This is a genomic window from Desemzia sp. FAM 23989 (assembly GCF_045528345.1).
GTDB lineage: Bacteria > Bacillota > Bacilli > Lactobacillales > Carnobacteriaceae > Desemzia.
This window is the reverse complement of the sequence record NZ_JBGQQT010000001.1, coordinates 302,244-327,827: the sequence shown is the minus strand read 5'-3', so window position 1 is coordinate 327,827 and position 25,584 is coordinate 302,244. Positions and strand designations below refer to the sequence as shown.

The 25,584-nt window shown below is 38.3% G+C and carries 24 protein-coding genes; 1 reads left to right on the top strand and 23 read right to left on the bottom strand.

Translation table 11 applies throughout. The features are described from left to right. Window positions 1–8: 8 nt before the first annotated feature. From ACEN36_RS01495 to ACEN36_RS01455, 9 genes are all read right to left on the bottom strand, one after another. The gene (locus ACEN36_RS01495) at window positions 9–920 is read right to left on the bottom strand and encodes an ABC transporter permease (RefSeq protein WP_407095356.1); all 912 of its coding nucleotides are present in this window, start codon (window positions 918–920) and stop codon (window positions 9–11) included. A gap of 32 nt (window positions 921–952) precedes the next feature. Beyond that, a complete protein-coding gene (gene opp4B / locus ACEN36_RS01490; protein WP_407095357.1) occupies window positions 953–1,915 on the bottom strand; it encodes an oligopeptide ABC transporter permease in 963 nt (320 codons plus the stop codon). Beyond that, the gene (locus tag ACEN36_RS01485; protein WP_407095359.1) at window positions 1,915–2,874 is read right to left on the bottom strand and encodes an ATP-binding cassette domain-containing protein; all 960 of its coding nucleotides are present in this window, start codon (window positions 2,872–2,874) and stop codon (window positions 1,915–1,917) included. Before ACEN36_RS01485 ends, opp4B begins: the two co-directional genes overlap by 1 nt. A gap of 1 nt (window position 2,875) precedes the next feature. After that, the gene (locus tag ACEN36_RS01480; protein ID WP_407095361.1) at window positions 2,876–3,910 is read right to left on the bottom strand and encodes an ABC transporter ATP-binding protein; all 1,035 of its coding nucleotides are present in this window, start codon (window positions 3,908–3,910) and stop codon (window positions 2,876–2,878) included. Window positions 3,911–4,171: 261 nt separating this feature from the next. Then, window positions 4,172–4,414: an acyl carrier protein gene (acpP, locus tag ACEN36_RS01475; RefSeq protein ID WP_407095362.1), complete on the bottom strand. Its 243-nt coding sequence runs from the start codon at window positions 4,412–4,414 to the stop codon at window positions 4,172–4,174. A 130-nt stretch (window positions 4,415–4,544) separates the two neighbouring features. Continuing rightward, window positions 4,545–5,567 (bottom strand): phosphate acyltransferase PlsX, encoded by a 1,023-nt coding sequence (gene plsX / locus ACEN36_RS01470; RefSeq protein ID WP_407125792.1) that lies wholly within the window; start codon window positions 5,565–5,567, stop codon window positions 4,545–4,547. Between the two features lie 59 nt (window positions 5,568–5,626). Continuing rightward, on the bottom strand, window positions 5,627–7,675 hold the full coding sequence (recG, locus tag ACEN36_RS01465) for an ATP-dependent DNA helicase RecG (RefSeq protein WP_407125798.1): 2,049 nt from the start codon (window positions 7,673–7,675) through the stop codon (window positions 5,627–5,629). Window positions 7,676–7,991: 316 nt separating this feature from the next. Next, a complete protein-coding gene (locus ACEN36_RS01460) occupies window positions 7,992–9,659 on the bottom strand; it encodes a DAK2 domain-containing protein (RefSeq protein WP_407101740.1) in 1,668 nt (555 codons plus the stop codon). 57 nt (window positions 9,660–9,716) lie between these two features. After that, window positions 9,717–10,079, bottom strand: coding sequence for an Asp23/Gls24 family envelope stress response protein (locus tag ACEN36_RS01455; protein ID WP_204210742.1), 363 nt, complete (start codon window positions 10,077–10,079; stop codon window positions 9,717–9,719). A 269-nt stretch (window positions 10,080–10,348) separates the two neighbouring features. Here ACEN36_RS01455 and rpmB point away from each other — a divergent pair, with 269 nt between their 5' ends. Then, a complete protein-coding gene (gene rpmB / locus ACEN36_RS01450) occupies window positions 10,349–10,537 on the top strand; it encodes a 50S ribosomal protein L28 (RefSeq protein WP_204210741.1) in 189 nt (62 codons plus the stop codon). Between the two features lie 73 nt (window positions 10,538–10,610). Here the strand turns inward: rpmB and ACEN36_RS01445 are convergent, their stop codons facing one another. The 14 genes from ACEN36_RS01445 to ACEN36_RS01380 form a co-directional block, all read right to left on the bottom strand. Continuing rightward, window positions 10,611–11,261, bottom strand: a complete 651-nt coding sequence (locus tag ACEN36_RS01445; RefSeq protein ID WP_407101738.1) for a thiamine diphosphokinase — start codon at window positions 11,259–11,261, stop codon at window positions 10,611–10,613. Next, window positions 11,258–11,911 carry a ribulose-phosphate 3-epimerase gene (gene rpe / locus ACEN36_RS01440; protein ID WP_407101736.1) on the bottom strand — a complete coding sequence of 218 codons (654 nt, stop codon included), beginning with the start codon at window positions 11,909–11,911 and terminating at the stop codon, window positions 11,258–11,260. Before rpe ends, ACEN36_RS01445 begins: the two co-directional genes overlap by 4 nt. Before the next feature lie 9 nt (window positions 11,912–11,920). Then, the gene (gene rsgA / locus ACEN36_RS01435; protein ID WP_407101734.1) at window positions 11,921–12,817 is read right to left on the bottom strand and encodes a ribosome small subunit-dependent GTPase A; all 897 of its coding nucleotides are present in this window, start codon (window positions 12,815–12,817) and stop codon (window positions 11,921–11,923) included. Window positions 12,818–13,014: 197 nt separating this feature from the next. Next, entirely contained in the window at window positions 13,015–15,051 is a 2,037-nt protein-coding gene (pknB, locus tag ACEN36_RS01430; protein WP_407101732.1) for a Stk1 family PASTA domain-containing Ser/Thr kinase, read from the bottom strand. 3 nt (window positions 15,052–15,054) lie between these two features. After that, window positions 15,055–15,798 carry a Stp1/IreP family PP2C-type Ser/Thr phosphatase gene (locus ACEN36_RS01425; protein ID WP_407095371.1) on the bottom strand — a complete coding sequence of 248 codons (744 nt, stop codon included), beginning with the start codon at window positions 15,796–15,798 and terminating at the stop codon, window positions 15,055–15,057. Between the two features lie 126 nt (window positions 15,799–15,924). Further along, window positions 15,925–17,292 carry a 16S rRNA (cytosine(967)-C(5))-methyltransferase RsmB gene (rsmB, locus tag ACEN36_RS01420; protein ID WP_407101730.1) on the bottom strand — a complete coding sequence of 456 codons (1,368 nt, stop codon included), beginning with the start codon at window positions 17,290–17,292 and terminating at the stop codon, window positions 15,925–15,927. A gap of 1 nt (window position 17,293) precedes the next feature. Further along, complete coding sequence (gene fmt / locus ACEN36_RS01415) at window positions 17,294–18,232, bottom strand: methionyl-tRNA formyltransferase (RefSeq protein WP_407101728.1); 939 nt, start codon at window positions 18,230–18,232, stop codon at window positions 17,294–17,296. Window positions 18,233–18,293: 61 nt separating this feature from the next. Then, the gene (gene priA, locus ACEN36_RS01410; RefSeq protein ID WP_407101726.1) at window positions 18,294–20,714 is read right to left on the bottom strand and encodes a primosomal protein N'; all 2,421 of its coding nucleotides are present in this window, start codon (window positions 20,712–20,714) and stop codon (window positions 18,294–18,296) included. A gap of 15 nt (window positions 20,715–20,729) precedes the next feature. Continuing rightward, window positions 20,730–21,935 (bottom strand): bifunctional phosphopantothenoylcysteine decarboxylase/phosphopantothenate--cysteine ligase CoaBC, encoded by a 1,206-nt coding sequence (gene coaBC, locus ACEN36_RS01405; RefSeq protein WP_407101724.1) that lies wholly within the window; start codon window positions 21,933–21,935, stop codon window positions 20,730–20,732. 199 nt (window positions 21,936–22,134) lie between these two features. Further along, the gene (gene rpoZ, locus ACEN36_RS01400) at window positions 22,135–22,350 is read right to left on the bottom strand and encodes a DNA-directed RNA polymerase subunit omega (RefSeq protein ID WP_304511187.1); all 216 of its coding nucleotides are present in this window, start codon (window positions 22,348–22,350) and stop codon (window positions 22,135–22,137) included. 5 nt (window positions 22,351–22,355) lie between these two features. Further along, a complete protein-coding gene (gene gmk, locus ACEN36_RS01395; protein WP_407095378.1) occupies window positions 22,356–22,970 on the bottom strand; it encodes a guanylate kinase in 615 nt (204 codons plus the stop codon). Window positions 22,971–23,017: 47 nt separating this feature from the next. Further along, window positions 23,018–23,245 (bottom strand): YdbC family protein, encoded by a 228-nt coding sequence (locus ACEN36_RS01390; RefSeq protein WP_204210730.1) that lies wholly within the window; start codon window positions 23,243–23,245, stop codon window positions 23,018–23,020. A 146-nt stretch (window positions 23,246–23,391) separates the two neighbouring features. After that, window positions 23,392–24,771 carry a patatin-like phospholipase family protein gene (locus tag ACEN36_RS01385; RefSeq protein WP_407101722.1) on the bottom strand — a complete coding sequence of 460 codons (1,380 nt, stop codon included), beginning with the start codon at window positions 24,769–24,771 and terminating at the stop codon, window positions 23,392–23,394. A 182-nt stretch (window positions 24,772–24,953) separates the two neighbouring features. Further along, a complete protein-coding gene (locus ACEN36_RS01380; protein WP_407101721.1) occupies window positions 24,954–25,583 on the bottom strand; it encodes a V-type ATP synthase subunit D in 630 nt (209 codons plus the stop codon). Between the last annotated feature and the right edge of the window lies 1 nt (window position 25,584).

Here is a 25,584-nt window from a genome sequence, read left to right as displayed (position 1 = left end):
CCCTTTTCTTATCCTAATCGTTGTTTAGAGTCTGCCGCACGTTTCAATGCTTGGCCGACATAGTTTATACACAACATCAATACTAAAATCAATAACGATGCTGGCAACCAAACCCATGTTTTATTCTCCAAAATATCTGGAGAAGTAGCGTAACTGACCAAAGTTCCTAAACTTGGTGTACTGGACGGTAGCCCGAAACCAAGATAAGAAAGGCCAGTTTCAATTCCGATGTTTGCCGCAAAATTCAAGGTCAAATCAACAATAATGATTGAACTTAAGTTAGGCATAATTTCTCGGAACATAATTTTTAAAGAACTGGTCCCCATTGTTTTAGAGGCACTAACATAATCACGTCTGCCTTCAGATAAAGCTTTACTCCGAACGAGTCGTGCTTGTCCAGTCCAGTAGAACGCACTCATAATAAAAATAAATGTCCAAACATTATAGTTTGGTATGATGGTAATAAATACAATGATCAACATTGTTGTAGGCAATACCATAATAAAGTCAATGATACGCATTAAAATATTGTCTACTAATCCTCCGTAATAACCAGCGATTAAACCAACTGTAATCCCAATCACTGTTGTGATAAAAGTAACCGCGATCCCTATTAAAATAGAGTTTCTACCACCAATTAATAATTGACCGAATATATCCCGTCCACCGGAATCTGCTCCAAGCAGAAACTTATCTCCTGGTGGAGCATACTGGTCTAATAAACTGACCCACATGATCTTATCTTGATCAATAACATAAGATCCTATCATAACGCCGACAATCAAAAGTACCAAAAGAACTAAAGCAATCAAAGCACCTTTGTCTTTAGCAAATTCTCTAACAATAACTTTAACTCCCATAGGCGGGACACTGGTTTTCATATCTTGAGTTTGTGCTTCTGTATTTGTATTAGCAGCCATTTATTTCATTCCTTTCATCTGATTTCCCGCTGTTAGTCAATGCGAATACGAGGATCTACAATTGTCATGATAATGTCCGACAAGAGCGTACCTACTAAAGTAGCTACCCCAAACAGCAGAGTCAACGCCACAATGACACTGTAATCACGAGAAGTTAAGGAACTAATAAACAATTGCCCCATTCCTGGAAAAGCAAAGATTTTTTCAATAAATATTGATCCGCCGATTAAACCGGTGATTTGATACCCCATTGTCGATGCAATCGGCAATGCAGAGTTTCTAAAGATGTGACGACTATAAACCACTTTTTCAGGAACCCCTTTTGAGCGGGCAGTTTTAACGTAGTCTTGTGTTTTAGCATCTACTACTTCACTTCTTAAGTATTGAATGATCGTTGTTGTCCCAAGTAAAGCATAGGTGATAGCTGGCAATATCAAGTGGAAGCCTTTATTTAAATAATAGTCCATTGAACCAGCAGCTAGAGTAACATCAACCGATCCACTAGTTGGGAACCAATTCAGCGTATAGCCAAACAGCCACAACATTAGCAATGCCAGAACAAAAGTTGGAATAGCGTAACTCACATAATTATAGACTACCACTATCTTATCCAACCAAGAGTTGTTGTACCGACCAGCCAGCATTCCTAGTGGAATAGCGATCAAGTACGTCAAAATAAAGGATAATAAAGATAACAGAACGGTATTCCCTGCACGCTGCCCTATGATAGAGGAAACAGGAATCTTATACGTATAGCTTTGTCCAAAGTCCCCTTGAACAGCATTTCCCAACCAACGAACATATTGAACTGGAATAGGATCATTCAATCCAGCTTGTTCACGTAAGTTTTCAATAACAGCAGGATCTGTTTGCGGAGTAATTAATCCAGTAAATGGGTCCCCCGGCATCGCTTGAGCTAAAGCAAAAACTATAATGCTCAGAACAAAAACTTGAGGAATCATGACGAGAACACGTCTTAATATTGTTTTCCACATTAGAAATCTCCTCCTTTATCGTCTGGTTTCAACGCGACAAGATGAGTGTCTGTCAGAGATTTCAAATCATATACACGATTGTTTTCGTCATAATAGTGACTTTCAGATTCAGTGTATTCTTTCTCCACTGCTTTTCGAATGGCTTTATGCTCTTCACGACCTCTGGGATTGATATCCGGAATCGCAGATAGTAAACGTTTCGTGTAAATGTGTTGAGGATTGTTGAAGATTTCATTTTTACTTCCTACTTCAACAAATCTTCCTCTGTGCATAATAGCAATGTCATCAGACATGTGTTTTACAACACCCAAGTCATGTGAAATAAATAAGTAACTTAATTGATATTGATCTTGGATGTTGCGCATAAAGTTCAATACTTGAGCTTGAACAGACAAGTCCAACGCTGACGTAGGTTCATCTGCAATGATCAATTTAGGCTGACAAGCAACTGCTCGCGCAACACCGATACGTTGGCGTTGACCACCTGAAAATTCATGCGGGTATTTATACAGCGCATCTTCCGGCATACCGACAATATCTAACAACTCAAGGATTCGTTTTTTCTCTTCTCCTGGAGTCAATTTAGTAAAGTTGCGGATAGGTTCTGCAATCACATCAATAATACGTTTCTTTGGATTAGAAGAAGAAGCAGAATCTTGGAAGATCATTTGAACTTCACGGTTGTATTCTTCATACTTTCCAGATCGCTTTCTAGCTTTATTGGTGACATCTTCTCCATCATAAAATACTTGACCAGAAGTAATCTTTTCTAATCCAATAATGGATTTTCCAATAGTCGTTTTTCCAGAACCGGATTCTCCGACAAGGCCATATGTTTTCCCAGTTTCTATTTCAAAAGAAACACCGTCCACTGCACGTACGTGATCTTGGATCGTATTAAAAAAACCGCCGCGTATTGGATAATGTACTTTTAAATCTTTAATTTCAATAAACCCCATGCTACTCATCCTCCCCTTCAAAATGGAAATGTTTGTAGCAAGTACATCTGACAAAATGATTTGGTGCTACTTCATGCAAGGTAGGATTTTCTTCATGTTCTTCATCTGCGATCCACGGAATACGCGGAGCAAATCGACATCCTGTACGTTTCATTTTAGAAAGTGAAGGTACCGTTCCTTGAATTACATGCAATTCTTTGTTCTCATCTTCTAATTCATCGCTGTTTTGCGGCATTGAATTTAGTAAAGAACGCGTATAAGGATGCATTGGATTTTCAAACAGTTCCAGTGCAGTAGCTTCTTCAACGATTTCCCCTGCATACATTACAGCCACACGGTCAGCCATTTCAGCCACAACACCTAAGTCATGAGTGATCAGGATGATTCCAGTTCCGGTTTCTTCTTGCAAGTCTTTTAATAAATCTAAGATTTGTGCTTGGATGGTCACATCCAAAGCTGTAGTTGGCTCATCAGCGATAATGATCGGCGGTTTACATGATAACGCAATCGCGATCACTACCCGTTGTCTCATTCCACCCGATAATTCGTGAGGGTATTGTTTCATCACGCGTGGCGGATTTGGGATACCAACTTGATTCAGCAATTCTAAAACACGATTTGTTCGGGCTTCACTATCTAATTTAGTATGATAGATCAACGCCTCAGCAATTTGATCATGGATGGTCATCAAAGGATTTAGTGACCCCAGGGGATCTTGGAAAATCATCCCGATATCATTTCCGCGGATGCGATTATACAATTGTTCATTCAAATTAAGTAAATTCAAATCTTTATATAGCGCTTCCCCTTTGATTTGAGTGTTTAATGGATCGTGTAAACCTACGATAGAAGTAGCTAAAGTGCTTTTTCCACTACCAGATTCTCCAACAATCGCTAAAATTTCATTATTTTCTAATGTTAATGAAACATCATCAACAGCATTGTAATATTGATCATTAATTCTAAACGCGGTTTCTAAATGATTGATTTCTAATAAAGAACGTTCTACGGCCAAAATTATACCTCCTAAAAACATTACATCCCATCAAATATGAGAAAAGTATTAAACTTGCATAATAACTAATTTAATAACATAATTGAATTATACACAGCGAAAACTTACATTGCAATAGTTTTTTAATCATTTTATCATAAAAATGTCTTTAAAATATAAAATATGAGCATTTCATTTGCAAATTCAAGCTTCTTATAATTCAAGCTTCTAATTTACCAAAAGCTGATATTATACAAAATGAACCAGAAATTTTTTTCTGGTTCATCGTCTGTTCATTTATAATTATTTACGGTTATTTGCGATATAAGTAACAGCATTTCCAACTGTGGTTATTTGTTCAGCATCTTCATCTGATATTTCAGTTCCGAAAACATCTTCCATCTCCATCACTAATTCCACAATATCCAATGAATCAGCTCCCAAATCATCTTTGAACGTCATTTCTGCCGTTACGCGGTCTTCATCAATACCAAATCGTTCTACAATAATTTTCTTTACCATTTCAAAGGTTTCTTCGTTAGACAATCAATACACCTCCAACCCTCATTTACAGTCTATGACTATAGTATTCTAACTTTATCCTTTACTATTTTAACTTTATTCCTAAAACATGTCTATCTTTTTTTAGAAAACGTTCTTTTTGTCTTTAGGGATTTTATTCCTCTATGCTTTTTTCAGCTTCATTTTTTGCTTCAAAAGTAGTCACTAAATCTTCCATAACGTTTGAAGACAACATTTCACGAATCTGCTTGATGGTATAATATACAGCTTCCTTTTCTGTAGAGCCATGTGTTTTTACAACGGGAGCTTTCAATCCAAACAGAACTCCACCCCCATGTTTGGAATAATCCAAGACATCTTTCAGATTGGCTAAGCTATCTTTTAACAGCATTCCGCCTAATTTAGCTTTGGTTCCATTTTCCATGATGGCTTTTTTAATTAATTTCATCATGCTCAGTGCTGTTCCTTCCACAGTTTTCAACACAGCATTCCCCGTAAAGCCGTCTACCACCACTACATCAGCTACACCGTTCAACAAATCGCGTGCTTCAACATTTCCAATAAAGTGAATGTCTTTGTTTTCTTTTAATAATGCATAGGCCTGTTTACTCAGTTCATTCCCTTTATTTTCTTCTGTCCCATTGTTTAACAAACCGACTCTTGGTTTGTCGATTCCACGTAAAAAATGAGCGTAATAGCTTCCAAGTGTAGCAAACTGATTCAAATTTTCCGGCTTGCTGTCTGCATTTGCCCCAACATCCATCATATTGAACGCATCGATCCCGCCGCCAAGAGCAGGCAATGTAACCATCAATCCTGGACGATCGATTCCTTTTATTCTCCCCACTACTAATAAACCCGAAGCTAGTAGAGCTCCGGTATTACCAGCTGAGAATAAAGCATCTGCCCGACCTTCTTTAACAGCTTTGGCAGCCAATACCATCGAAGCCTCTTTTTTCCTGCGTACTGAACGTACGGGGTCATCTTCACTATTGATTTTTTCATCCGTGTGAATAATAGTAATGTTTGTTTCATTAATTAGATATTCACGTATCGCACTTTCTTTTCCATACAACTGAAACTCGATATCCTTAAATTCTTGAGCAGCCAGCACCACCCCTTCCACAATCGCTCTTGGCGCATTATCGCCGCCCATTGCATCTACTGCAATTCTCATGTTACTTTTCCTCCTCTTAGGCTGATTCCACTTCATCAGCTTCTATTTAACATTCTTAGTTAATGAAAAGTGTCAGAATCCACCGATTCCATCTCTATTGCTTTTCTTAATGCTGCAAAATCCGGATGAGTATAAAAATCAGAGCGTTGGACCAACTCTGCTGCATCTAAACGTGCCGTTTCCAAGGCTGCAAAATCGTTCACAATATCTCCTATTTTAAAGTCTGGTATTCCTGATTGTTTATTTCCAAACACATCACCTGGACCTCTTAATTCTAAATCTTTTTCACTCAAGATAAAACCATTATTTGTTTCGGTCATTATTTTCATGCGTTCTATTCCGGCATCACCTTTAGGGTCAGAAACAAGAATACAATAAGATGCTTTGTCTCCTCTTCCTACTCGACCTCTAAGCTGGTGCAGTTGTGCCAAACCAAAACGGTCAGCATCATAAATCACCATAGTAGTAGCATTAGGTACATCTACTCCTACCTCAATAACCGTTGTAGAAACTAACACTTGCACTTCATTTTGTTGAAACAACTGCATGACAGCTTCTTTTTCAGCCGGCTTCATTTGACCATGCAATAATCCCACTTTGTATTTACCCTCGTAAAACTGTGACAATTTGCGGTAAACTTCTGTAGCATTTTTCACGTCTAAACTTTCAGATTCTTCAATTAACGGACAAATCACATAAGCTTGCGAACCAATATTCAATTGCCTTTCAATGAACTCCAATGTATGTTCAAATTGTTTTGGTTTTACCCAAGTAGTCTGAATCGGCTTTCGTCCAGCCGGCATTTCGTCAATGATAGAAACATCCATTTCTCCAAAGGCCGTAATGGCTAGTGTTCTTGGAATAGGGGTTGCCGTCATAAACAGCACATCTGGTTCGATTCCTTTGCTACGCAATTTTTTTCTTTGATTGACTCCAAAGCGGTGTTGCTCATCAGTAATCACTATTCCTAGACGGGCAAATTCAACATTATCTTGAATCAGCGCGTGCGTACCAACAACCACATCTATTTCACCCGTACGCAATTGCTCTTCAATAATCCGTTTTTCTTTTGCCGTTGTCGAACCCGTCAAAAGCGCTGTTTTGATTTCCAATGGATCAAATAAGCTGTTCAAGCTTTTCATATGTTGTTCAGCCAGAATCGTCGTTGGCACCATTAAAGCCGATTGAAATCCGGCAGTAGCAGCCGCATAGATAGCAATGACCGCTACTAAAGTCTTTCCGCTTCCTACATCTCCTTGTAATAAACGATGCATATGAACGGGCTGTTTTAAGTCTTTACAGATTTCATTAACGACTCTTTTTTGAGCATTGGTCAATTCAAACGGAAGGGTAGCAATAAACTGTTTCAACCGATGGATATCGTAATCGATCGTTGTACCATAACCCATTTTTTTCTGTTTTTTTCTTAGGAGCTGCATTTTTGTTTGGTAAACCAAAAATTCGTCAAAGACCACTTCTCGACGTGCTTGCTTTGTTTGTTCGGGCGAAACAGGAAAATGCATCGCATAAATGGCTTCTTTATGTGAGATCAACCGATATTTTTGCCGCAATTCTTGAGGAATATTTTCAGGGATCACACATTTATATTCTTCGTAGGCTTGCTTTACTAGATTCACAAGGGTTTTCTGCCGGATCTTTTTATTGACATGATAAACGGATTCGAAATCCGAATCTTCTTGAGCAGAGGACTGTCCGACTATTTTGATTCCAGATAAACTTTTTCGTTTGTCATCCCATTTCCCATAAACGGTTATTTCGTTTCCAGCGACTATTTGATTTGCCAAATAGGGCTGATTAAAAAAAGTCACTACAACAACTGCATGGTCGATTTTCATGCGAAAAGACAACCGACTTTTTTTGTAACCAAAGCGAGAAACAACTGCATCCGCAAGAACTTCTCCTCTTAGACTTGTCTTTTCTTGATCGACCAGCTCAAAGAGATCCTTTACTTGAATATCTTCATATCGAAACGGAAAATGATTGAGCAAATCAGCAATAGTATGGATTCCTAAATCTTGTAAGGCTTCTACTCTTTTCTCCCCCACATGTTGAAGTACCGAGACAGAGTCATAGATTGTTTTTTCCATCATATCTGACAATCTAAGGATGAAAAAATCACTTTTCTTCAGATTGTCTCAAGCCTCCTTTCATTAGGTAATATCTATAAAAGGAGCCGGGATAGAATCCAAGCTCCTTTTATACTACACATCATACTGTTTAGTTGAGTTGAGTTTTAAAAACCAACAGTAGCAATCAGAGGATGAATAATACTTGTGTAGTTTTAGGTGTTTTTCATCCTCTTTCTCTATGTAGTGCTTTATCATGCTTCCTGACTGAATTAAATCAATCAAAAGTAGACAGAAATAAAATAGAAAATCGATTTATTTTTGTCTACTCTTGATTTTATTCTACAGAAAGAAGGTAAGGATAAACAGGCTGTTTACCTTCATGAATTTCAACTTCTATATCTGAGAATTGAGCTTCAATTTCTGACGCAATTTCTTCAGCTTCTTTTTGCGGCACACCTTCACCTAAAAGAATCGTTACAATTTCGCTATCTTCGGTAAGCATTTGTTGTAACGTTTCAATAGCAGCCTCTTTACGCTTTTCTTTAGACAAAACAATATCTCCGTCTACAAGTCCCATAAAGTCATCTTTTTTGATCTTAACACCGTTGATTTCAGTGTCACGTACAGCGTTAGTAACTTGTCCACTGATGACATTTTCCAACTCACTGCTCATTTCTGCTTTGTTAGTCTCTAAATCATTTTGCTCATTAAAGGCCAACATAGAAGTCATTCCTTGAGAAATCGTACGACTTGGAATCACAGCTACAGGAATCTCACTCTCTTGAGCAGCTTGTTCTGCAGCCATAAAGATATTTTTATTGTTTGGCAACACCAAAACTTGTTCTGCATTTACTGCATCAATCGCTTTTAAAATATCCTCTGTACTAGGGTTCATTGTTTGTCCGCCATTGATGATGTAATTAGCCCCTAAACTTTTGAATAGGTCTTGGATACCTTCACCAGCTGCTACAGCAATAATACCGTAAGGAACTTTTTTAGTCGGTTTAGCAGGCTGATCATTGTCCATCAATGCGTCATGTTGTTCACGCATATTGTCTACTTTGATTTTGACCAGTGAACCAAATTTTTGACCATAATTCATCACTTCACCTGGTTTTTCAGTATGCACATGAACTTTAATAATCTCATCATCATTGACAACTAGTAAAGAATCACCGATTTCGCTCAAATGATTGCGGAAAGTATCGTAATCAAATTCACTATCGACAGTTTCTCCTTTTCCAATATGAACCATGATCTCAGTACAGTAACCATATTGAATATCTTCCGTTGCGATATGATTGTGAACTCCCCTGTGGTGTTCAGCATTGATCATATCTGTCATTTCACTTTCAGTAGGTTGATATACTTCTTCTTCAACGACTTTACCAGATAATGCTTCTAAAAAGCCTTCAAAAACATAAACTAGTCCTTGTCCGCCACTATCCACAACGCCTACTTCTTTTAAGACAGGTAGTAAATCCGGTGTTTTAGCCAAAGATTTTTTAGCAGAAGACAAGACAGTTTCCATGACCTCGATCGTATCGGTAGTTTGCTCAGCTTTTTTCTCACCAGCTTTTGCAGACTCACGGGCCACTGTTAAGATTGTTCCTTCAACAGGTTTCATTACAGCTTTATACGCAATTTCAACTCCTCTTGTAAAGGCACTCGCTAAATCAGTTGCATTGATCGTTTCTTTCCCATCTAAAGCTTTACCAAATCCTCTAAATAGTTGAGACAAAATAACTCCAGAGTTTCCTCTGGCTCCCATTAAAAGTCCTTTAGCTAATGCTCCAGCCAATTCTCCGACATGATCCGAATGATTTGACGTTACCGCTTTTGCTCCGCTTGTCATGGATAAGTTCATGTTTGTTCCAGTATCGCCATCCGGCACTGGGAATACGTTTAAAGAATTCACGTATTCTGCATTTTTTTCTAATCGTTTTGCTCCACTAGCTACCATTAAACGGAACTGTTTCGCTTCAATATTTTCAACTTTCACCGTTAATTTCCTCCTTATGTCACTACGTCAAGAAACGGTGACATTAACCTTCTATTTCTAGTCTTGTATTACACGTACACCTTGAACAAAAATATTTACTGCATTCGCAGAAATACCTAACATAGATTCCAAGTTGTATTTTACTTTTTCTTGTACATTACGACAAACTTCTGAAATTCTTGTCCCATAGCTGACAATAATATACACATCTACAGCTACGCCATTATCTTCTTGGCGAACAATCACACCTTTAGAATAATTTTCTTTTTTCAAAATCTCGTTTAAATTATCACGGATTTGATTTTTACTAGCCATTCCAACGATCCCGAAAATTTCGGTTGCTGCTCCGCCTACTACTGTAGCAATCACTTCATTTGAAATATCCACTAGTCCATATTGTGTTTTGATTTTAACTGCCATGTTTAAAATCCTCCTCTTGACTTAAAAAGTCATAAATAACTACCTTACATTGTAGCATAGCATATTGAAGAATAAAAGATAAAAGCGAAAACCAGCTTATCTATAGACCTATTCTCTCATTTTTCTCCCTATTTTGCTAATCGTAAATTAATTGTGTCAAGTAAAAATACTTGAAAGAATTATCTTGCAAATAAGATAAAGATATGCTAAATTGTTTAGGTATGAAGATTGAAGCTTTGCTTCAGTTATTGGCAAAGGAGGAAAGTAAAATGGCAAAAGTATGTTATGTAACAGGACGTAAAGCAAGAAGCGGTAACAACCGTTCTCACGCAGTAAACAAAACAAAAAGAAGTTTCGGCGCTAACTTGCAAAAAGTTCGTATTTTAGTTGACGGAAAACCTAAACGTGTATGGGTTTCTGCTCGTGCTCTTAAATCTGGAAAAGTTGAACGTGTATAATTTTTCTACTTATAAAGAAGATAAAAAAAGCCTAGGCATTCAAGCTTAGGCTTTTTTATTTTGTTTATACCTATCAATCTTTGCTTTGAATTACGGCAATCAACCCTTCTGTAAATGAAAAAGAAGCAGTCTGTTCTTTAAATTCATTACTAGCCAACGAAATTGGATAAGCATAATCTTTTTCTTCCAAGGTGTACTTGACCTCTCTTAAAGACAACTTCTTAACCGGTGTCATGCAAACAAAAGCGATGTATTTTTTATCGTTTTCTTTCGTAACCGTATATTCACCAGGAAGATAAAACGAAACTGTATTCAATTTATCGTACAAATAAATTTTTGATGCTTGGTGCTGGAATCTTGGCTGGAAGATAAAAAACAGGTTACTCATTAAATGGTCTAAACGTCCAGCTGTGGCCCCATAAACGGATATTTTATCGGCTGAGTATTCTTCTAATGCTAATTGGATAGCCAATTCTGTATCTGTATCGTCTTTTTCAGAAGGAAATGAACGGACATCCGTTACTTTTGTGGTTAAAAACTTCATTTCTTCTTTCGTAATTGAATCAAAATCACCTATTGCGATGGCGGGAACAATCTTCTGTTTTAACAGCCGAATAGCCCCATGGTCCACACCAATCCACATCACAGCTTCTTTTTCAGCAGCGTAAACATCCGTCGGAAGAGCTGTTTCCGGACCTCCGACCATAATTTTTATGTGTGTCATTTTTGAACCGCTTCTCTCAATTGTTTCATGCGTTCTAAGGGTTTATCAGCTGAATAAATATAAGAACCAGCTACAAAAACAGTCGCTCCTGCTTCATGACACCATTTGACTGTTTCATCATTGATTCCCCCGTCCACTTCAATTTCATAGGAATAGTCGTTGGTATCTTTCAGTGCTTTCAACTGACGAATTTTTTCAAGGGACGGTTCAATAAAACTTTGTCCGCCAAATCCTGGATTTACGGTCATGACTAAAATCAAATCTACATCGCTTAATAACGGTTCGATTACAGAAACCGGCGTGCCTGGATTGATCACTACTCCGGATTTGACTCCTGCATCATTGATCAATTGGATCGTCCGATGGATATGAGGCGTACTTTCGACATGCACGCTGATGATGTCTGCCCCTGCTTTAGCAAAATCGGCAATGTAATTTTCTGGATTTTCAATCATTAAATGGCAGTCCAAAGTTAACTTTGTCGTCGAACGAATCGCACTGACAGCATTCGGCCCAAATGTAATATTTGGCACAAAATGCCCATCCATCACGTCGATATGGATGTAATCGGCACCTCCAGTTTCAACCAGTTTAATATCTCTTTCTAAGTTGGCAAAATCTGCACTCAAGATCGATGGAGCTAATTTCATTTGTTTTCCTCATTTCTTTTTAGAGTAATCGGGTTTGCGTTGACTAATTTCTTCATAAAACTGGAGATAGCTGGCGTAGCGGTATTCAGCAATCGTACCTTCATCAACCAGTTCCTTTACTTTACAGCCTGGTTCCTTGTGATGAATGCAGCCTCTGAAGCGACACTGATCTTGGACTTGAACGAAGTCTGGAAACAGTTCCCTTAAATCAACCAACTCAATCTCTGCCAAGTCGATCGCACTGAAGCCTGGAGTATCTGCTACTAAACCATCATATAGAGGAATCAATTCCACATGTCTGGTGGTATGCTTACCACGTCCTAAAGACATCGATATCGCAGCTGTTTTTAACACTAATTCTGGCGAGATCGTATTCAGCAGTGTAGATTTCCCTGCTCCAGATTGTCCCATAAAGACGGTCAAATGAGTTGCAAAATGACTGCATAGATCTTGCACAGCTTGGTCTTTTTCAGCATTTGTCGGCAAATACACTGTATAACCGATTGATTCATAGTACTGTTGGTATTTTTTTAAAGATTGGTACGTCTCATCATCGATTAAATCAGTTTTCGTAATGTAAATGATCGCTTCTATTCCTTTATTCTCTAAGGTCACTAAAAACCGATCTAATAATTGAGTAGAAAAATCCGGTTCTACCGCTGATGTCACGACTACTCCTAGATCAATATTTGCGATTGGCGGTCGTACCAATTCATTTCTTCGTTCTAAAAGTTCTTGAACGACACCTTCCTCTTTGTTTCCACTCTCAAATTCTACAAAATCTCCCACTAAAGGGGTTAGATTGCGGTTTCTGAAGTTTCCTCTCCCTCTAGTCTGATAGGTTTCTCCTTGGTAATAGACGTAATAAAATCCACTTAATGCTTTCCTGATCTGTCCTTGTGGCAAATAGGCGCCCTCCTCAACTCTCTTTTCTCTTTAACTTTACTCAACTCTGAACCAGAATGCAAACCTAAAATCAGAAACGTCCATTAATCTCATGCTTTCAAAAACTTAAAAAAGAATAAAACACACTCTCCATGGACTAGGGCAAAATAATTTTGCTTGTCCGTAGAGAGTGTGTTGATTTTACACAGCAGGTTATTCTATTCGTCTGTATCAGGAGCAGCAACGTTGGTGTTTTCTTCAATCGTTTCGCCATCACGTACAACACGGTAACTTCCTGTTGTTCCTTCTTCTAAAATAAAAGGTATTTCTAAATCATGGTCTTCTGTGATCGTAAATTGCTGGAACAATGTGTTCAAGTTATGTTCAGCATCTTCAATATAGATTTCAATAGTATTCGGTACAGGCTGTGATTCAGTCGAACTTTCTTCCGATTCGTTTTCTGAGGATTCATTTTCTGAGGATTCGTTTTCTGAGGATTCACTTTCCGAGGAAGATTCAGCCGCATTTTGATACGGAATCGTTACAGGAACCGTAAATTGACGTGCCGGAATATCTTCTTTTCCAAGGGAGACTACAATGCTTAATGAATCCCCCTTGTAAACGATCGTTCCAGGATCAATATCTTGCGAGATCACATATCCGACTGGGACCTCTTCAGAATATTCTTCCGAAATCTGCAGACTCAATTCATTTTCAGAAGCAAAATCTTCTACACTCTTTTGAGAATATCCATTAAGATCTCTCATCTCAGTTCCAGCTCTTCCGCTGCTGACAGTAAACGTAACCGTCGTCTCCGATGGTACTACTTCTTCATCTTCCCCGATGTCTTGTGAAATGATAGCTCCTTCTGGAATCTCTTCACTGTTTTCTCCCACACTCTCTACTGTAAATCCAATCTCAGTCAGTTCAGCTCGAATTTCCTGATAATCTTCGTTCGTGTAATCCATGAATTCAACTGTTGCTTTTCCTGAACTGATAAACAGATCAACTTGTGTGTTTTCTTTGACACTATTGCCGATAGTCGGGTTTGATCGAACAACAAATCCTTCTTTGATCTCTTCATTCGGTTCTTCAACCACTTCATCAACACTTAAATTCACTTTTGAGAGTTCCATTTCTGCTTCTTCCAGCGTCATCTCTTCCAAGTTTGGGATAGTGACATCTTTAGGCGTTAATAAATAAGCCGCGATGGCAACTCCAATGGCTATGAAAAAAAGACTTAACAAGACTATCCATATCCATCTTCGTTTTTTCTTTTTCTTTTCCGGAACCGACTCTTCTTTCGGTTCTTCTGTCACGACTGGAATAACCATGGTATCTTCCAAATCCGTTTCTTTTGTGACTGATATGGGAGTAATGACTTTCGTCTCTTGCAACATGCTGGCAGGAGCATACGGCGGCTCATCCACTCGACTAGGAGATAAAGCTGTTTCAAGATCCATTTCCATTTCACGAACTGATTTGTACCGGTCAGCTGTTTCTTTAGCAGTAGCTTTTAATACCACATTTTCTAATGCTTGCGGTATTCTGGGATCAAACTTTTTAACCGAAGGGATACTTTCTTGGAAATGTTTTAATGCGATCGAAACAGCTGATTCACCTTCAAAAGGTACACTGCCAGTCAGCAACTCATATAAAATAATCCCCAACGAATAGATATCCGATTGGTTGGTAGCCATTCCTCCGCGAGCTTGCTCTGGAGAAAGGTAATGAACGGACCCTAGTAATGAATTAGTTTGTGTAATAGAAGATTGTGAAACAGCAACGGCTATTCCAAAATCGGTAATTTTTACAACGCCGCTTTCATCTATCAATACATTCTGCGGTTTTAAATCTCGATGGATGATTTGATTTTGATGGGCATAAGAAACAGCTGACAAAATTTGACTCATGATATTCAAGACTTTACGATATGCAATCGGGAAATTATTGATAATGTAATCTTTTAAATCCATACCTTCAATGTATTCCATGACAATATATTGTGTATCGTTTTCTTCGCCTACATCATAAATACTGACAATGTTCGGGTGGACCAGTTCAGTGGAGGATAAAGCTTCACGCTTGAAGCGACGGATAGTATCTTGGTCTTTTCTAAAATCATATCTCAAGACTTTAACGGCAACATCTCGATCTAAAATCAAATCATGAGCTAAGTAAACATTAGCCATTCCGCCGCTGCCAACTGGTTTTATTATTTTATAACGACCATTTAATTTTTTTCCGTTTTCCATTCTTTAAACCTCCTTTCTTCCATTTAAATCAATAATGATCACAGTAATATTGTCTACTCCGCCGCGCTCATTGGCTAAATCAATCAGCATAGTCGCTTGGCTTTCCAACGGTTCAGTTATATTCAAGATTTTTTCAATTTCTTTATCTGCTACCATATTGGTCAATCCATCCGAACACAATAAAATAGGGTTATTGGACCCGTATGCATACGTATCGATGTCGATTCCCAACGTTTCCTCAACACCCAATGAACGTGTCAATACATTCTTTTGAGGATGATTTAAGGCTTCTTCTTCGGTCAATTGACCATTCCTCATCAATTCGCCTACTAACGAGTGATCGTCCGTAATTTGAACTAAGCGACCATCGATCAAACGATAGGCACGACTGTCTCCTATGTTTGCAATCACATAACCGTCCACAGCTTCTGCGACTGCTACTAAAGTCGTTCCCATTCCATTTAAGTCCGGGTACTGACGGGCTTTTTCGACCAATCGCTGATTTTCTCGATTGATACGTACTTCCAGCCATTCCGCAGCATTTTTTGCAGAGTCGAACTCGGTTTTTTCCCAATTATTTCCTAAATGGGATACAACCATCTCGCTGGCAATATCTCCAGCCCGATGTCCTCCCATACCATCACACAATACAGCTAGTGTTAAGCCGTTTTGATTCTTGTATGTATTTGCAAAATCCTGATTTGTTCCTCTTTTTCTACCTTTATCGGTCTTTACAACCAATCTCATACCGACACCTCTTTTTCGCCTGTTTCAAATCTAAGTCTTGTGGCTTTTTCTCTATGTAAGGAAAATATAAGACACTAAAAAGGACAATCTCTCAGAAAAGATGTCTTTTCTGTGAGATTTCCACGTTTATTTCTTTCTTAACGCACTGATAAAAAAACCATCTGATTCAAAAGCATGAGGATAGATTGTTAAAAAACCATCCGTTAGACACTCTTTTGCAGGTCCTTCAACAAAAACCTCTTCTTTTTCAAATTCAGGATGCCCTGTTAAGAAGGCTTCCACGGTTTGACTATTTTCTTCTCTAGTTATTGTACACGTACTATAGATTAGAAGTCCACCAGATTTTAATTTAGGCGCGACATGTTTTAAAATATCTAATTGAATGGTGTGCAATTGTTCAAAATCTTGTGGTTTCTTAGTGTACTTGATATCGGGTTTTCTTCTCATCAAGCCTAAGCCGGAACAAGGAGCATCTACTAATATCCGATCAAAAGTGTCATCGGCAAATATTTCGTCGACCTTACGAGCATCTTGTTCAAACCCTTCAACAACATCTGCTACTTGCAATCTTTCCGCATTTTCTTTGATCAATTTGACTTTGTGTTTGTGCAGATCAAGTGCTGTTACTTTACCACCTGCTTCTTTAGAAAGAAAAGAGGCAATGTGCGTGGTTTTTCCGCCTGGAGCGGCACAAGCATCTAAAACTTGATGGTGTGGTTCTACTTGCAACGCAGGAGCGACCAGCATAGAGGTCTCATCTTGAATCGTGATCTTTCCACTTTTGAAAAGTTCAGAAGACGCAAAATGTCCACTGTCGCTAACTATTCCATGTGCTGAAAGTTCACTTTTGCGCACATAAAACCCTTCTTCTTCCATGTAATCGAGTGCATCTTGCAGGGTCGTCAATTTTTCATTCACGCGGGCACTGGAATGGCTGGGAGACAATAATGATTCTCCCAGCAATTCCGTTTCTTCGTATCCGATCTCCGCAATGAATTTCTCTACCAGCCATTTAGGCAGACTATACGAAACACTTAGACACTCGACTGGATCAGCTATGTCTTCAACAGTTGGGAATCCTTTTCTCTCAGCATTTCGTAAAATACCGTTGATAAATTTACTGATTCCTACATGACCACGTGTTTTTGCTATCTCCACAGCCTCAAATAAAATAGCATGCGCTGGTATTCTTTCCAAATAAACCATTTGATAAATGGATAATCGCAATAAGTTTCTTACCCATGTATCTACTTTTTGATTTTTTTTCAAGAATCGACTCAAATAATAATCCAATGTGATTTTACGTTGCAAGACACCATAAACCAATTCTGTCATTAAACGTGCATCAGCAGAGCTTAAATTATTTTTTTGAATGGCTTCATTCAAAAGAAGATTTGAATAAGAACCACTTTTTTCAGTTTTATCTAAAATTTGCATAGCTTGGTAGCGGCTGCTTTTCTTCACCGCTCGTTTAGCTGAAGGTTGTTCTGCCATGTTATCCTAAGACCTCTCCCGTATTAAGTTTACTGCCTATCCCACTGACAAATGCAGCTGCTGACATTCTTGTTTTACCAGCTGGTTGCACCTCGTCCAGCTGCACCACAGTATGGTTTCCACAGGCAACTAATATACAGTCTTTTTGAATATCGATCATCGTTCCAGGTGCTTGATCGGTTTGATTGGACAAAGGTGTCACTGCCCAGATTTTTAACCGTTCGCCCTCTAAAAACGTATAGGCTCCTGGGAAAGGACGCATGCCTCTGACTTGATGATCAATGGCTGCGGCTTCTTTGTGCCAATCCAATACTTCTTGTTCACGAGTAATATTAGGTGAAAAAGTTACTTTTTCTTCCTCTTGTTTGATAGGATGAATAGTCCCATCAATGATATGAGGGATCGTTTCCATCAATAAATCTCTTCCTAAGATGCTCAAGCGGTCAAACAAAGTTCCGACATCATCCGCTCTAGTGATCGGCAATGATTTTTGAGAAATAATATCTCCCGCATCCATTTTTTTCTCCATGTACATAATCGAAACTCCAGTTTCGGTTTCTCCATTGATCAAAGCATAATGAACAGGAGCGCCGCCACGATACTTAGGCAGTAAAGAGGCATGAACATTTATCGCACCGAGGTGAGGAACATTCAATAATTTTGTAGGCAAAAATTGTCCAAATGCAGCTGTGACGATTATATCAGGATTCATTTCCATAATTTTTTCCATTTCTGGAGATCCAGAGATTTTTTCTGGCTGTAAAACTTCAATACGGTGTCTTAAGGCCGCTTCTTTCACTGGCGTAGGCGTCAATACTTTTTTTCGGCCTACTGGTCTATCTGGTTGTGTTACTACAGCTATTACTTCGTAATCTGATTCCACCAAAGATTCTAATATAGGTACAGAAAAAGCTGGTGTTCCCATAAATACTATTTTCATTGAGCAAAACTCCTTTATCTCGCTTGATAACATACTGTGATTATTTTTTGCTGTTTTTTCATTACATAAATTGCTGCGGTTCTTTATCTATCGCAATTGTTAAACCTTTAGCCATTTCTTTTTGTGATTCGTTTAAGATTTGGTGCAGCAAAGGAATCAATGTGGGTTCTGATTTATATTTTATCAATACTTGGTAATAAAAACGGTTATTGACCCGCGCAATAGACTTAGGCGTAGGACCCAACAGGATCGTGTTTTGGTTCAATTGCGGCGCCAGAAAATTGACGATGTCATACATTTTTTTGGCGGCTACTTTTTCTTCTGTATGACTAGCTGTGATTGAGACTGTAAAATAATAGGGCGGATAATTCCCACGATGACGAATGATCATTTCTTTTTGGTAGAAATGATCGTAATCGTGTTTTTTAGCCAATTGAATGGAATAATGTTCAGGGTTAAACGTCTGAACAATCACTTCACCTGTCAATTCAGCCCGTCCTGCTCGACCACTCACTTGAGTCAGCAGCTGAAAGGTTTTTTCACTGGATCGAAAATCCGGCAATCCCAGAGAGGTATCGGCATTCAACACCCCTACTAAAGTAATGTTCGGAAAATCTAATCCTTTAGCGATCATTTGTGTTCCCAATAGAATATCGGCTTCTTGGTTTCCAAAAGCACTCAAAATTTTCTCATGGGCACCTTTTTTACGAGTCGTATCCACATCCATCCGAATAACTCTAGCTTCAGGAATCACTTGCTCTAATTCCTCTTGGATTTTTTGCGTCCCGGTACCATAATACCGGATTTTAGAACTTTTGCAAACAGGACAAGTGTGAGGGATCGCTTCTTCGTGTCCACAATAATGGCATTTCATACTTTTAGTATCCATGTGGAGTGTCAAAGAAATATCACAGTTTGGACACGGCAGCACAAAACCGCAATCTCGGCACATCACGAATGAGGAATACCCTCTTCGATTGAGCATCAATACAATCTGCTCTTTTTTAGCCAAGCGATCGCGAATTTTTTCTTGCAATACTAATGAAAAACTGCTGCGATTTCCGCTTTTCCCTTCATCACGCATATCTACAATAGCCACTTCCGGCAGCATTCTCTGATTGACTCGATCAGGCAATTCCACTAATGTATATACTTTTTTCTGAGCTCTGGCACGAGATTCTAAAGAAGGTGTTGCGCTCCCTAAAATCAATGGACAATTATGAAATTCAGAACGCCACGCAGCGACGTCTCGAGCATGGTAACGTGGATTTTCATCTTGCTTGTAACTGCTCTCGTGTTCTTCATCCATGATAATGACCCCTAAGTTTTTCACCGGTGCAAATATAGACGAACGAGCACCAACGACTACTTTTGCTTCTTCTCGTTCAATCTTGCGCCATTCATCAAATTTTTCACCGTCAGATAACCCACTATGCAAAACAGCTACTTCATCTCCAAAACGACCTTTAAAACTCGTCACCATTTGAGGTGTCAATGCAATTTCCGGGACCAGCATCAATGCCGTTTGGCCCTTTTCCAATACGGAAGCAATGGTTTGTAAATAAATCTCCGTTTTCCCGCTGCCTGTAACTCCTCTTAACAGAAAAGTCTCTGACCGCTGATGAGTGACTGCTGATTGAATCGCTTCAAAAGCTTGTTGCTGTTGTTCAGTCAGTATATGAGGGGAAGTTTTTTCAAAGGTCTGCTCTTTAAATGGATCTCTGTACACTTCTTCTTCAAACACTGTCAGCCAATGTTTCTTTTCCGCTTCACGAATGACCGGAGACAGCAGCTCGTACAGTTTGCTCAGTTCTTGAGTACTGATGGATTGCTCAGACAAAGATAATGACTGCAGGATATCTAATAAACGCAGCTGCTTTTTAGCTGTTTTTCGCAAACTCATTTTTTCCTCTTCCAATTGTTCAAAAGACAGAGCTGGCTTTACCATTCTTCTTTTTTTCTTACTGGCACGATTTTTTACAGAATAGACCACTTCAACAACATCTTGTTTCTTGAGTTGCGTCAATCTTGGTAAAATTCCGCGGTTTACGGCATCATCCCAGGTAATTTCATCTTTTCCTTTGAACAATTCAAAAAACTGATCTTCATCCAGTTCATCAATGAGACGAATACTTTTCTCATACTTGGCCCGCAATACTGCCGGAAGCATCGTTTGATAACACGTTATTTGAAAACTGAATGTTCTGTCTGCCATGTCTTTTCCTAATTGAATCAATTCATCGTTCAAAACGGGATGTAAGTCCATTACACCTGATATTCTTTTTAATTTCCCGCTAAATGAAGCTTCTTCAACTACTGAAACGACAAATCCTTGGACAACTCTTTTCCCTTGTCCAAAAGGAACTTCTACTCTCATTCCCGGAAAAATTTGTTCTGCAAATTCTTCTGGTATTTGATAATCATATGGTTGATTTGTTTGCATCGTTGGAACATCAACGATCACTTTAGCGATTAAATTCAAAATCACTTCACACCTTTACTTGCTCATTTTCTTAATCACTTGCTGAATGATCTCCTCAGCAACCTCTTTTTTGGATCTAACGGATACTTCCACCGGTTCTTCATCCGTTGAAAAAATGGTCACTTCGTTCGTATCTTTATTGAATCCGGCATGCGGTTTGGAAACGTCATTGGCTATGATCATATCAGCCTTCTTCTTTTCCAGTTTTCCTTTCGCATAGCTTGCTACATCATGCGTTTCGGCCGCAAACCCTACTAAGTATTGATGCGTTTTTTCTTGACCCATTGTAGCTAAAATATCTGTTGTTTTAGCTAAAGAAATCGTTAGAACAGCTTCACTTTTTTTAATTTTTTGTCTGGCTTGATCTATAGGAGTGTAATCGGACACGGCCGCTGCCATAATGACTGCGTCCGCTTGTTCAAATTGATCAAAAACAGCATCATACATTTCTCTTGCAGAATCTACAGGGACCAGCTGGACCCCAAAAGGTTTTTTTAACGCAGAAGATGCAGATACCAACGTCACATCTGCTCCCATATCTCTAGCTGCGGCTGCTAAGCTGTATCCCATCTTCCCAGAAGAATCATTGGTAATGTAGCGAACAGGATCGAGCCGCTCTTTAGTTCCCCCGGCAGTTATTACAAATTTCTTTCCGCTTAAAGGCAAGTCTTGTTGATGTTTTAATAAGAAGCTTTGAATAGTCTCTACAATATTTTCCGGCTCTGGAAAACGTCCTTTTCCATCGTAACCTTCTGCTAAAAATCCTGTATCAGGTTCCATAATAAAGTGCCCATCGTTCTCCAACTGTCGCCAATTGCGTACCGTAGCTGCATTTTCTAACATATGCGTATTCATTGCAGGAACAATCACTATCGGAGCAGTTGTCGCCAACAATGTAGTGGTCACAAAATCATCTGCGATTCCATTAGCCATTTTTGCCATGATATTGGCTGTAGCAGGTGCTACAACAGCCAACTCAGTCCAATCTGCTAAATGAACATGACTGACATTTGCAGAATCCTTTTCGTCAAAAATATCTGTATACACATCGTGTTTGCTTAATATTTGTAACGTATAAGGCGTTATGAATTCTGTCGCTGCTGATGTCATAGCTACTTTCACTTCAGCACCTCCTATGATCAATCGTCTTACCAAGTCTGCTGCTTTATAGGCAGCGATACCGCCAGTAATGTATACCGCTATTTTCTTCCCATTTAACACTCTGATTTCCCCCGATCTTTAGTGCATTTTTAACCATGCATTCTTCTCTATTCTACTAAAAAACAACCCATTTGTCTTTAAAGAGAATGGAATAAAGCGATTGCCGCATTGAATATACGCTATGTCTTAAAGATTTCGCACTATAAAAAAAACAAAAGAGTGGAACATTTTTACGCTGTTCCACTCCTTTATCGATTGATTAAGCTTCTGGTTCTACTGTAGTAGGATCAATCACTAAATCCCCACTTGAAATTTCTTCTAAAGCTCGTCCAACATTTTTAAATGATTTATATTCTTCCAGCATTGGCATTGCTTTTGCTTCCAATTCATACGCTCTTTTACTAGCTACGATTACTAAAGAATATTTTGAATCTATTTTTTCCAATAATGCATCTATAGAAGGATCCAACATCATAATTCTCACATCTCCTCAACGATTTTTTTATATCTGTTTATGACTCTAGGTACTTTTAAATGTTCACTTTCGATAATATGTTTGATTTTAGCGACTGCATTCTCTACTTGATCATTCACAACAGCGTAATCATAGTGATCCATCATTTTGATTTCTTCAACAGCTTTTTCCAAACGTTTTTCGACTAAAGCTATTTCTTCAGTGCCTCGATTAAGAATACGGGTTTTGAGCTCCATAATATCGGGGGGAGTTAAGAAAATAAAAATTCCGTCAGGCATTTTTTCGCGTACTTGCCTTGCTCCATTGACCTCGATCTCAAGGAAAACATCTTTACCCTTGCACAACGTTTCTTCTACATACTCAAGCGGTGTTCCGTAGTAATTGCCTACATATTCAGCATACTCTAACAAGCCGCCAGTTTCAATCAATTTTTCGAAGGCTTCTCTAGATCTAAAAAAGTAATCTACTCCATCTTCTTCACCAACTCGTTGGTTACGAGTCGTCATAGAGATTGAATATTCAAAATCGATTTCTCCACTATCAAAAATTGCTTTTCTTACTGTCCCTTTTCCTACTCCGGACGGTCCAGAAAGAACAATCAATAAACCACGTTCAGTCATATGTTACCCTTCCTATCTACACAGTTTACACCTAAAGATGATCCTCATTACATGAATTCAGACTCTTTTAAAAAATCTGTCAACTTTTTCATTTCTTCATTGGTTAACGTAATCCCTTTACTCATTTTATCATGTTCAGGAGACCATTCGCGTAAATCAAATTTTGGTGGATTACCATTCCAGCTAACTAGATTCAATTCTTTCTGCCAACCCTTTGCATTCTGAGAAAGTACTAAAATTTCTTCTTTGATGTCAAAAGAGATTTTTTGTGCCATTTCGTTCACCTCGATTAAGAAAATTGAAAAAGTCTTTTTAGATTTTTTTTGCTTATCTTCTAGTTTAACATAAAACAGTAACTTACTGTACTACTTTTTAACTTTTAAAGGCTTTATTTGGTATTTTACCTAGTTATAAATAGAAACTAGCCTCTTTTGTTTAAAAAGAATAGAAATAACGCAATTAAAAAAGGATATGGACGAACACGAATTATCAATTGGACTTTCCAATCGTTCAATTCATTTTTATGCTGGTTTTCTAAAATCGATAAGAAATAAAAACATACTTTAAGATTGGATAATAAAGGAATACTTTCTCTAAATTCTTCTTGCCATTCTTTAGCTGTCTTGATGATATCACTCGTTCCCGAATTTTGAATAACTGCGATGACATCATCAAAAGACATTTTTTGAGTCATTTGTTCATATTTCGCTTTAACTTCTTTTTCAAATTCATCAAACGTATAAACTTTTGTTGGGTGCAGATGAAACATCTTACCTGTCAATTCATGAAAAGCATAAGTAAATGCTTCTTTTTGAACTCTGCCATACCAGTTGATATTCAATTGTTCCAATAAAAACCGCTGATTTTTTTCGTCTAGCAAATAATTTTTTATCTGCTGCTGTGACTGTTCAAGAAATAAAGCCACTTCTTTATAAAACTGATTATAATGATCTTGAAAGCTTCTTTTGTCAAATGTATACCACGAACCTTCGTACTTGCCAAATTTTTTCATGGCATCCAAGTAGCCTAGTTGAATATTGACTTCAGCTCGATTTCCGTCGAACAACAACATATCTCCTAAGGGCCACTTGCTGGTAATATGATACGATTCAACATTATCAGGGACAGAATAGTTTCGGACTTTCCCGTTGATGTTGATGTCTGCAATGATGAGGTGTGTGGGATTCCGTTTAAGAGCCACATCTACCGGAACATTTTCGCTATAGCCTCCATCTATATATTCTTTATCTTCAATCATTGTAGCAGACATAGCAGGATACAGGGATGCGCTCGCTAAAAGATAAAGATCCAACTGCCCTTCCGGAATATCTTCAAGGTAAAAAATCTGTCTTTCTCTGCTGACCATTTCAGTAACTGTCAGTCCAAATTCAATCCCGCTCTTTCGAATTTCACTTTCTTTAATGATGTACTCTCTAATTAAAGTCAGCAGCGGCTTAGAACTTATCCCTCTGTTTTTTATGGCCGTTAATAAGAATTTACTTAATATCTCACTGTATTCGTTAAAATTAGACGGCTTGGAAGACAACTCAAACTCTACAACGTGATTGACTTCTAATTCTTTCCACATCCGCTCAGCTAGTTCATAATCTCCTTGTAAAATCACCGCCCCGTTCAAAGCTCCTACAGAGGTACCTGTAATAATATCTAACGCTACTCCCAACTCTTTCAATGCTTTCCAAACGCCAACTTGATAAGAACCACGCGCACCGCCTCCACCAAGAACCAGGGCTATTTTTTTGTCTTCTGGTTGAGGTTGTAATAAGTTTTCTGCTTCCTTCATAAACTAATCCGCTCCTATAGTACGTATTGCTTACAGTATAACTGGAATTCAGTCTTATCTGAAAGAAAAGCGCATTTTACCTCCTTATGGGTCAAAAAAATAGAGAAGAAAGAAAACCAAATTGGTCTTCTTTCTTCTCCTTACAGACTAGCACCAAAGGATGAGCAGTAAACAACTACCGATTACCCCATATCCTTCACTTTCATCAATCGAGTGATTTCAGCACGTTCGCTTTCATCTAATTTCATTTGAATGAAATAAATGGTTTCTTCCAATTGTGGAATAGTGCGGTATTCCAATGCATTCACTCGACGTCTTGTGCTTTCAATTTCATCCGCCAATAATTGACACGTTTTTTCGATTTCTGACAACTCCAAAAGTTCCTTCATAACAGCTGACATTTCTTCGATAGAAACATCTAATTCACTATTGGAATTTAAATAACCATAAGAAATATCACTGGTATTGTCATCTTCTTCGGAGTAATCAAAATTCATTACCGGAACGTTAACACTCATAATATTTTTTTCATAAACACTTAAATTAACCGTACGTGGAGGAACTGCCACCAATTCTTCAATGTATTTTTCATTCAGCAATGATTTCGCCATGACGAAAGATTGCATTGCAGAAATCAGCTTGTCTTCTACCACAGTACGCAGTTGATTGTTTTTTTTGATCAATTCAATAAACTGACGCATCAATTCATCTTGTTTATCTTTTAATAATTTGTGCCCACGACTTGCCAGACTCAATCGGTCTTTCAAGTTCGCCAGTTCCATACGTGTCGGATTAACGTTCAACTTAGCCATT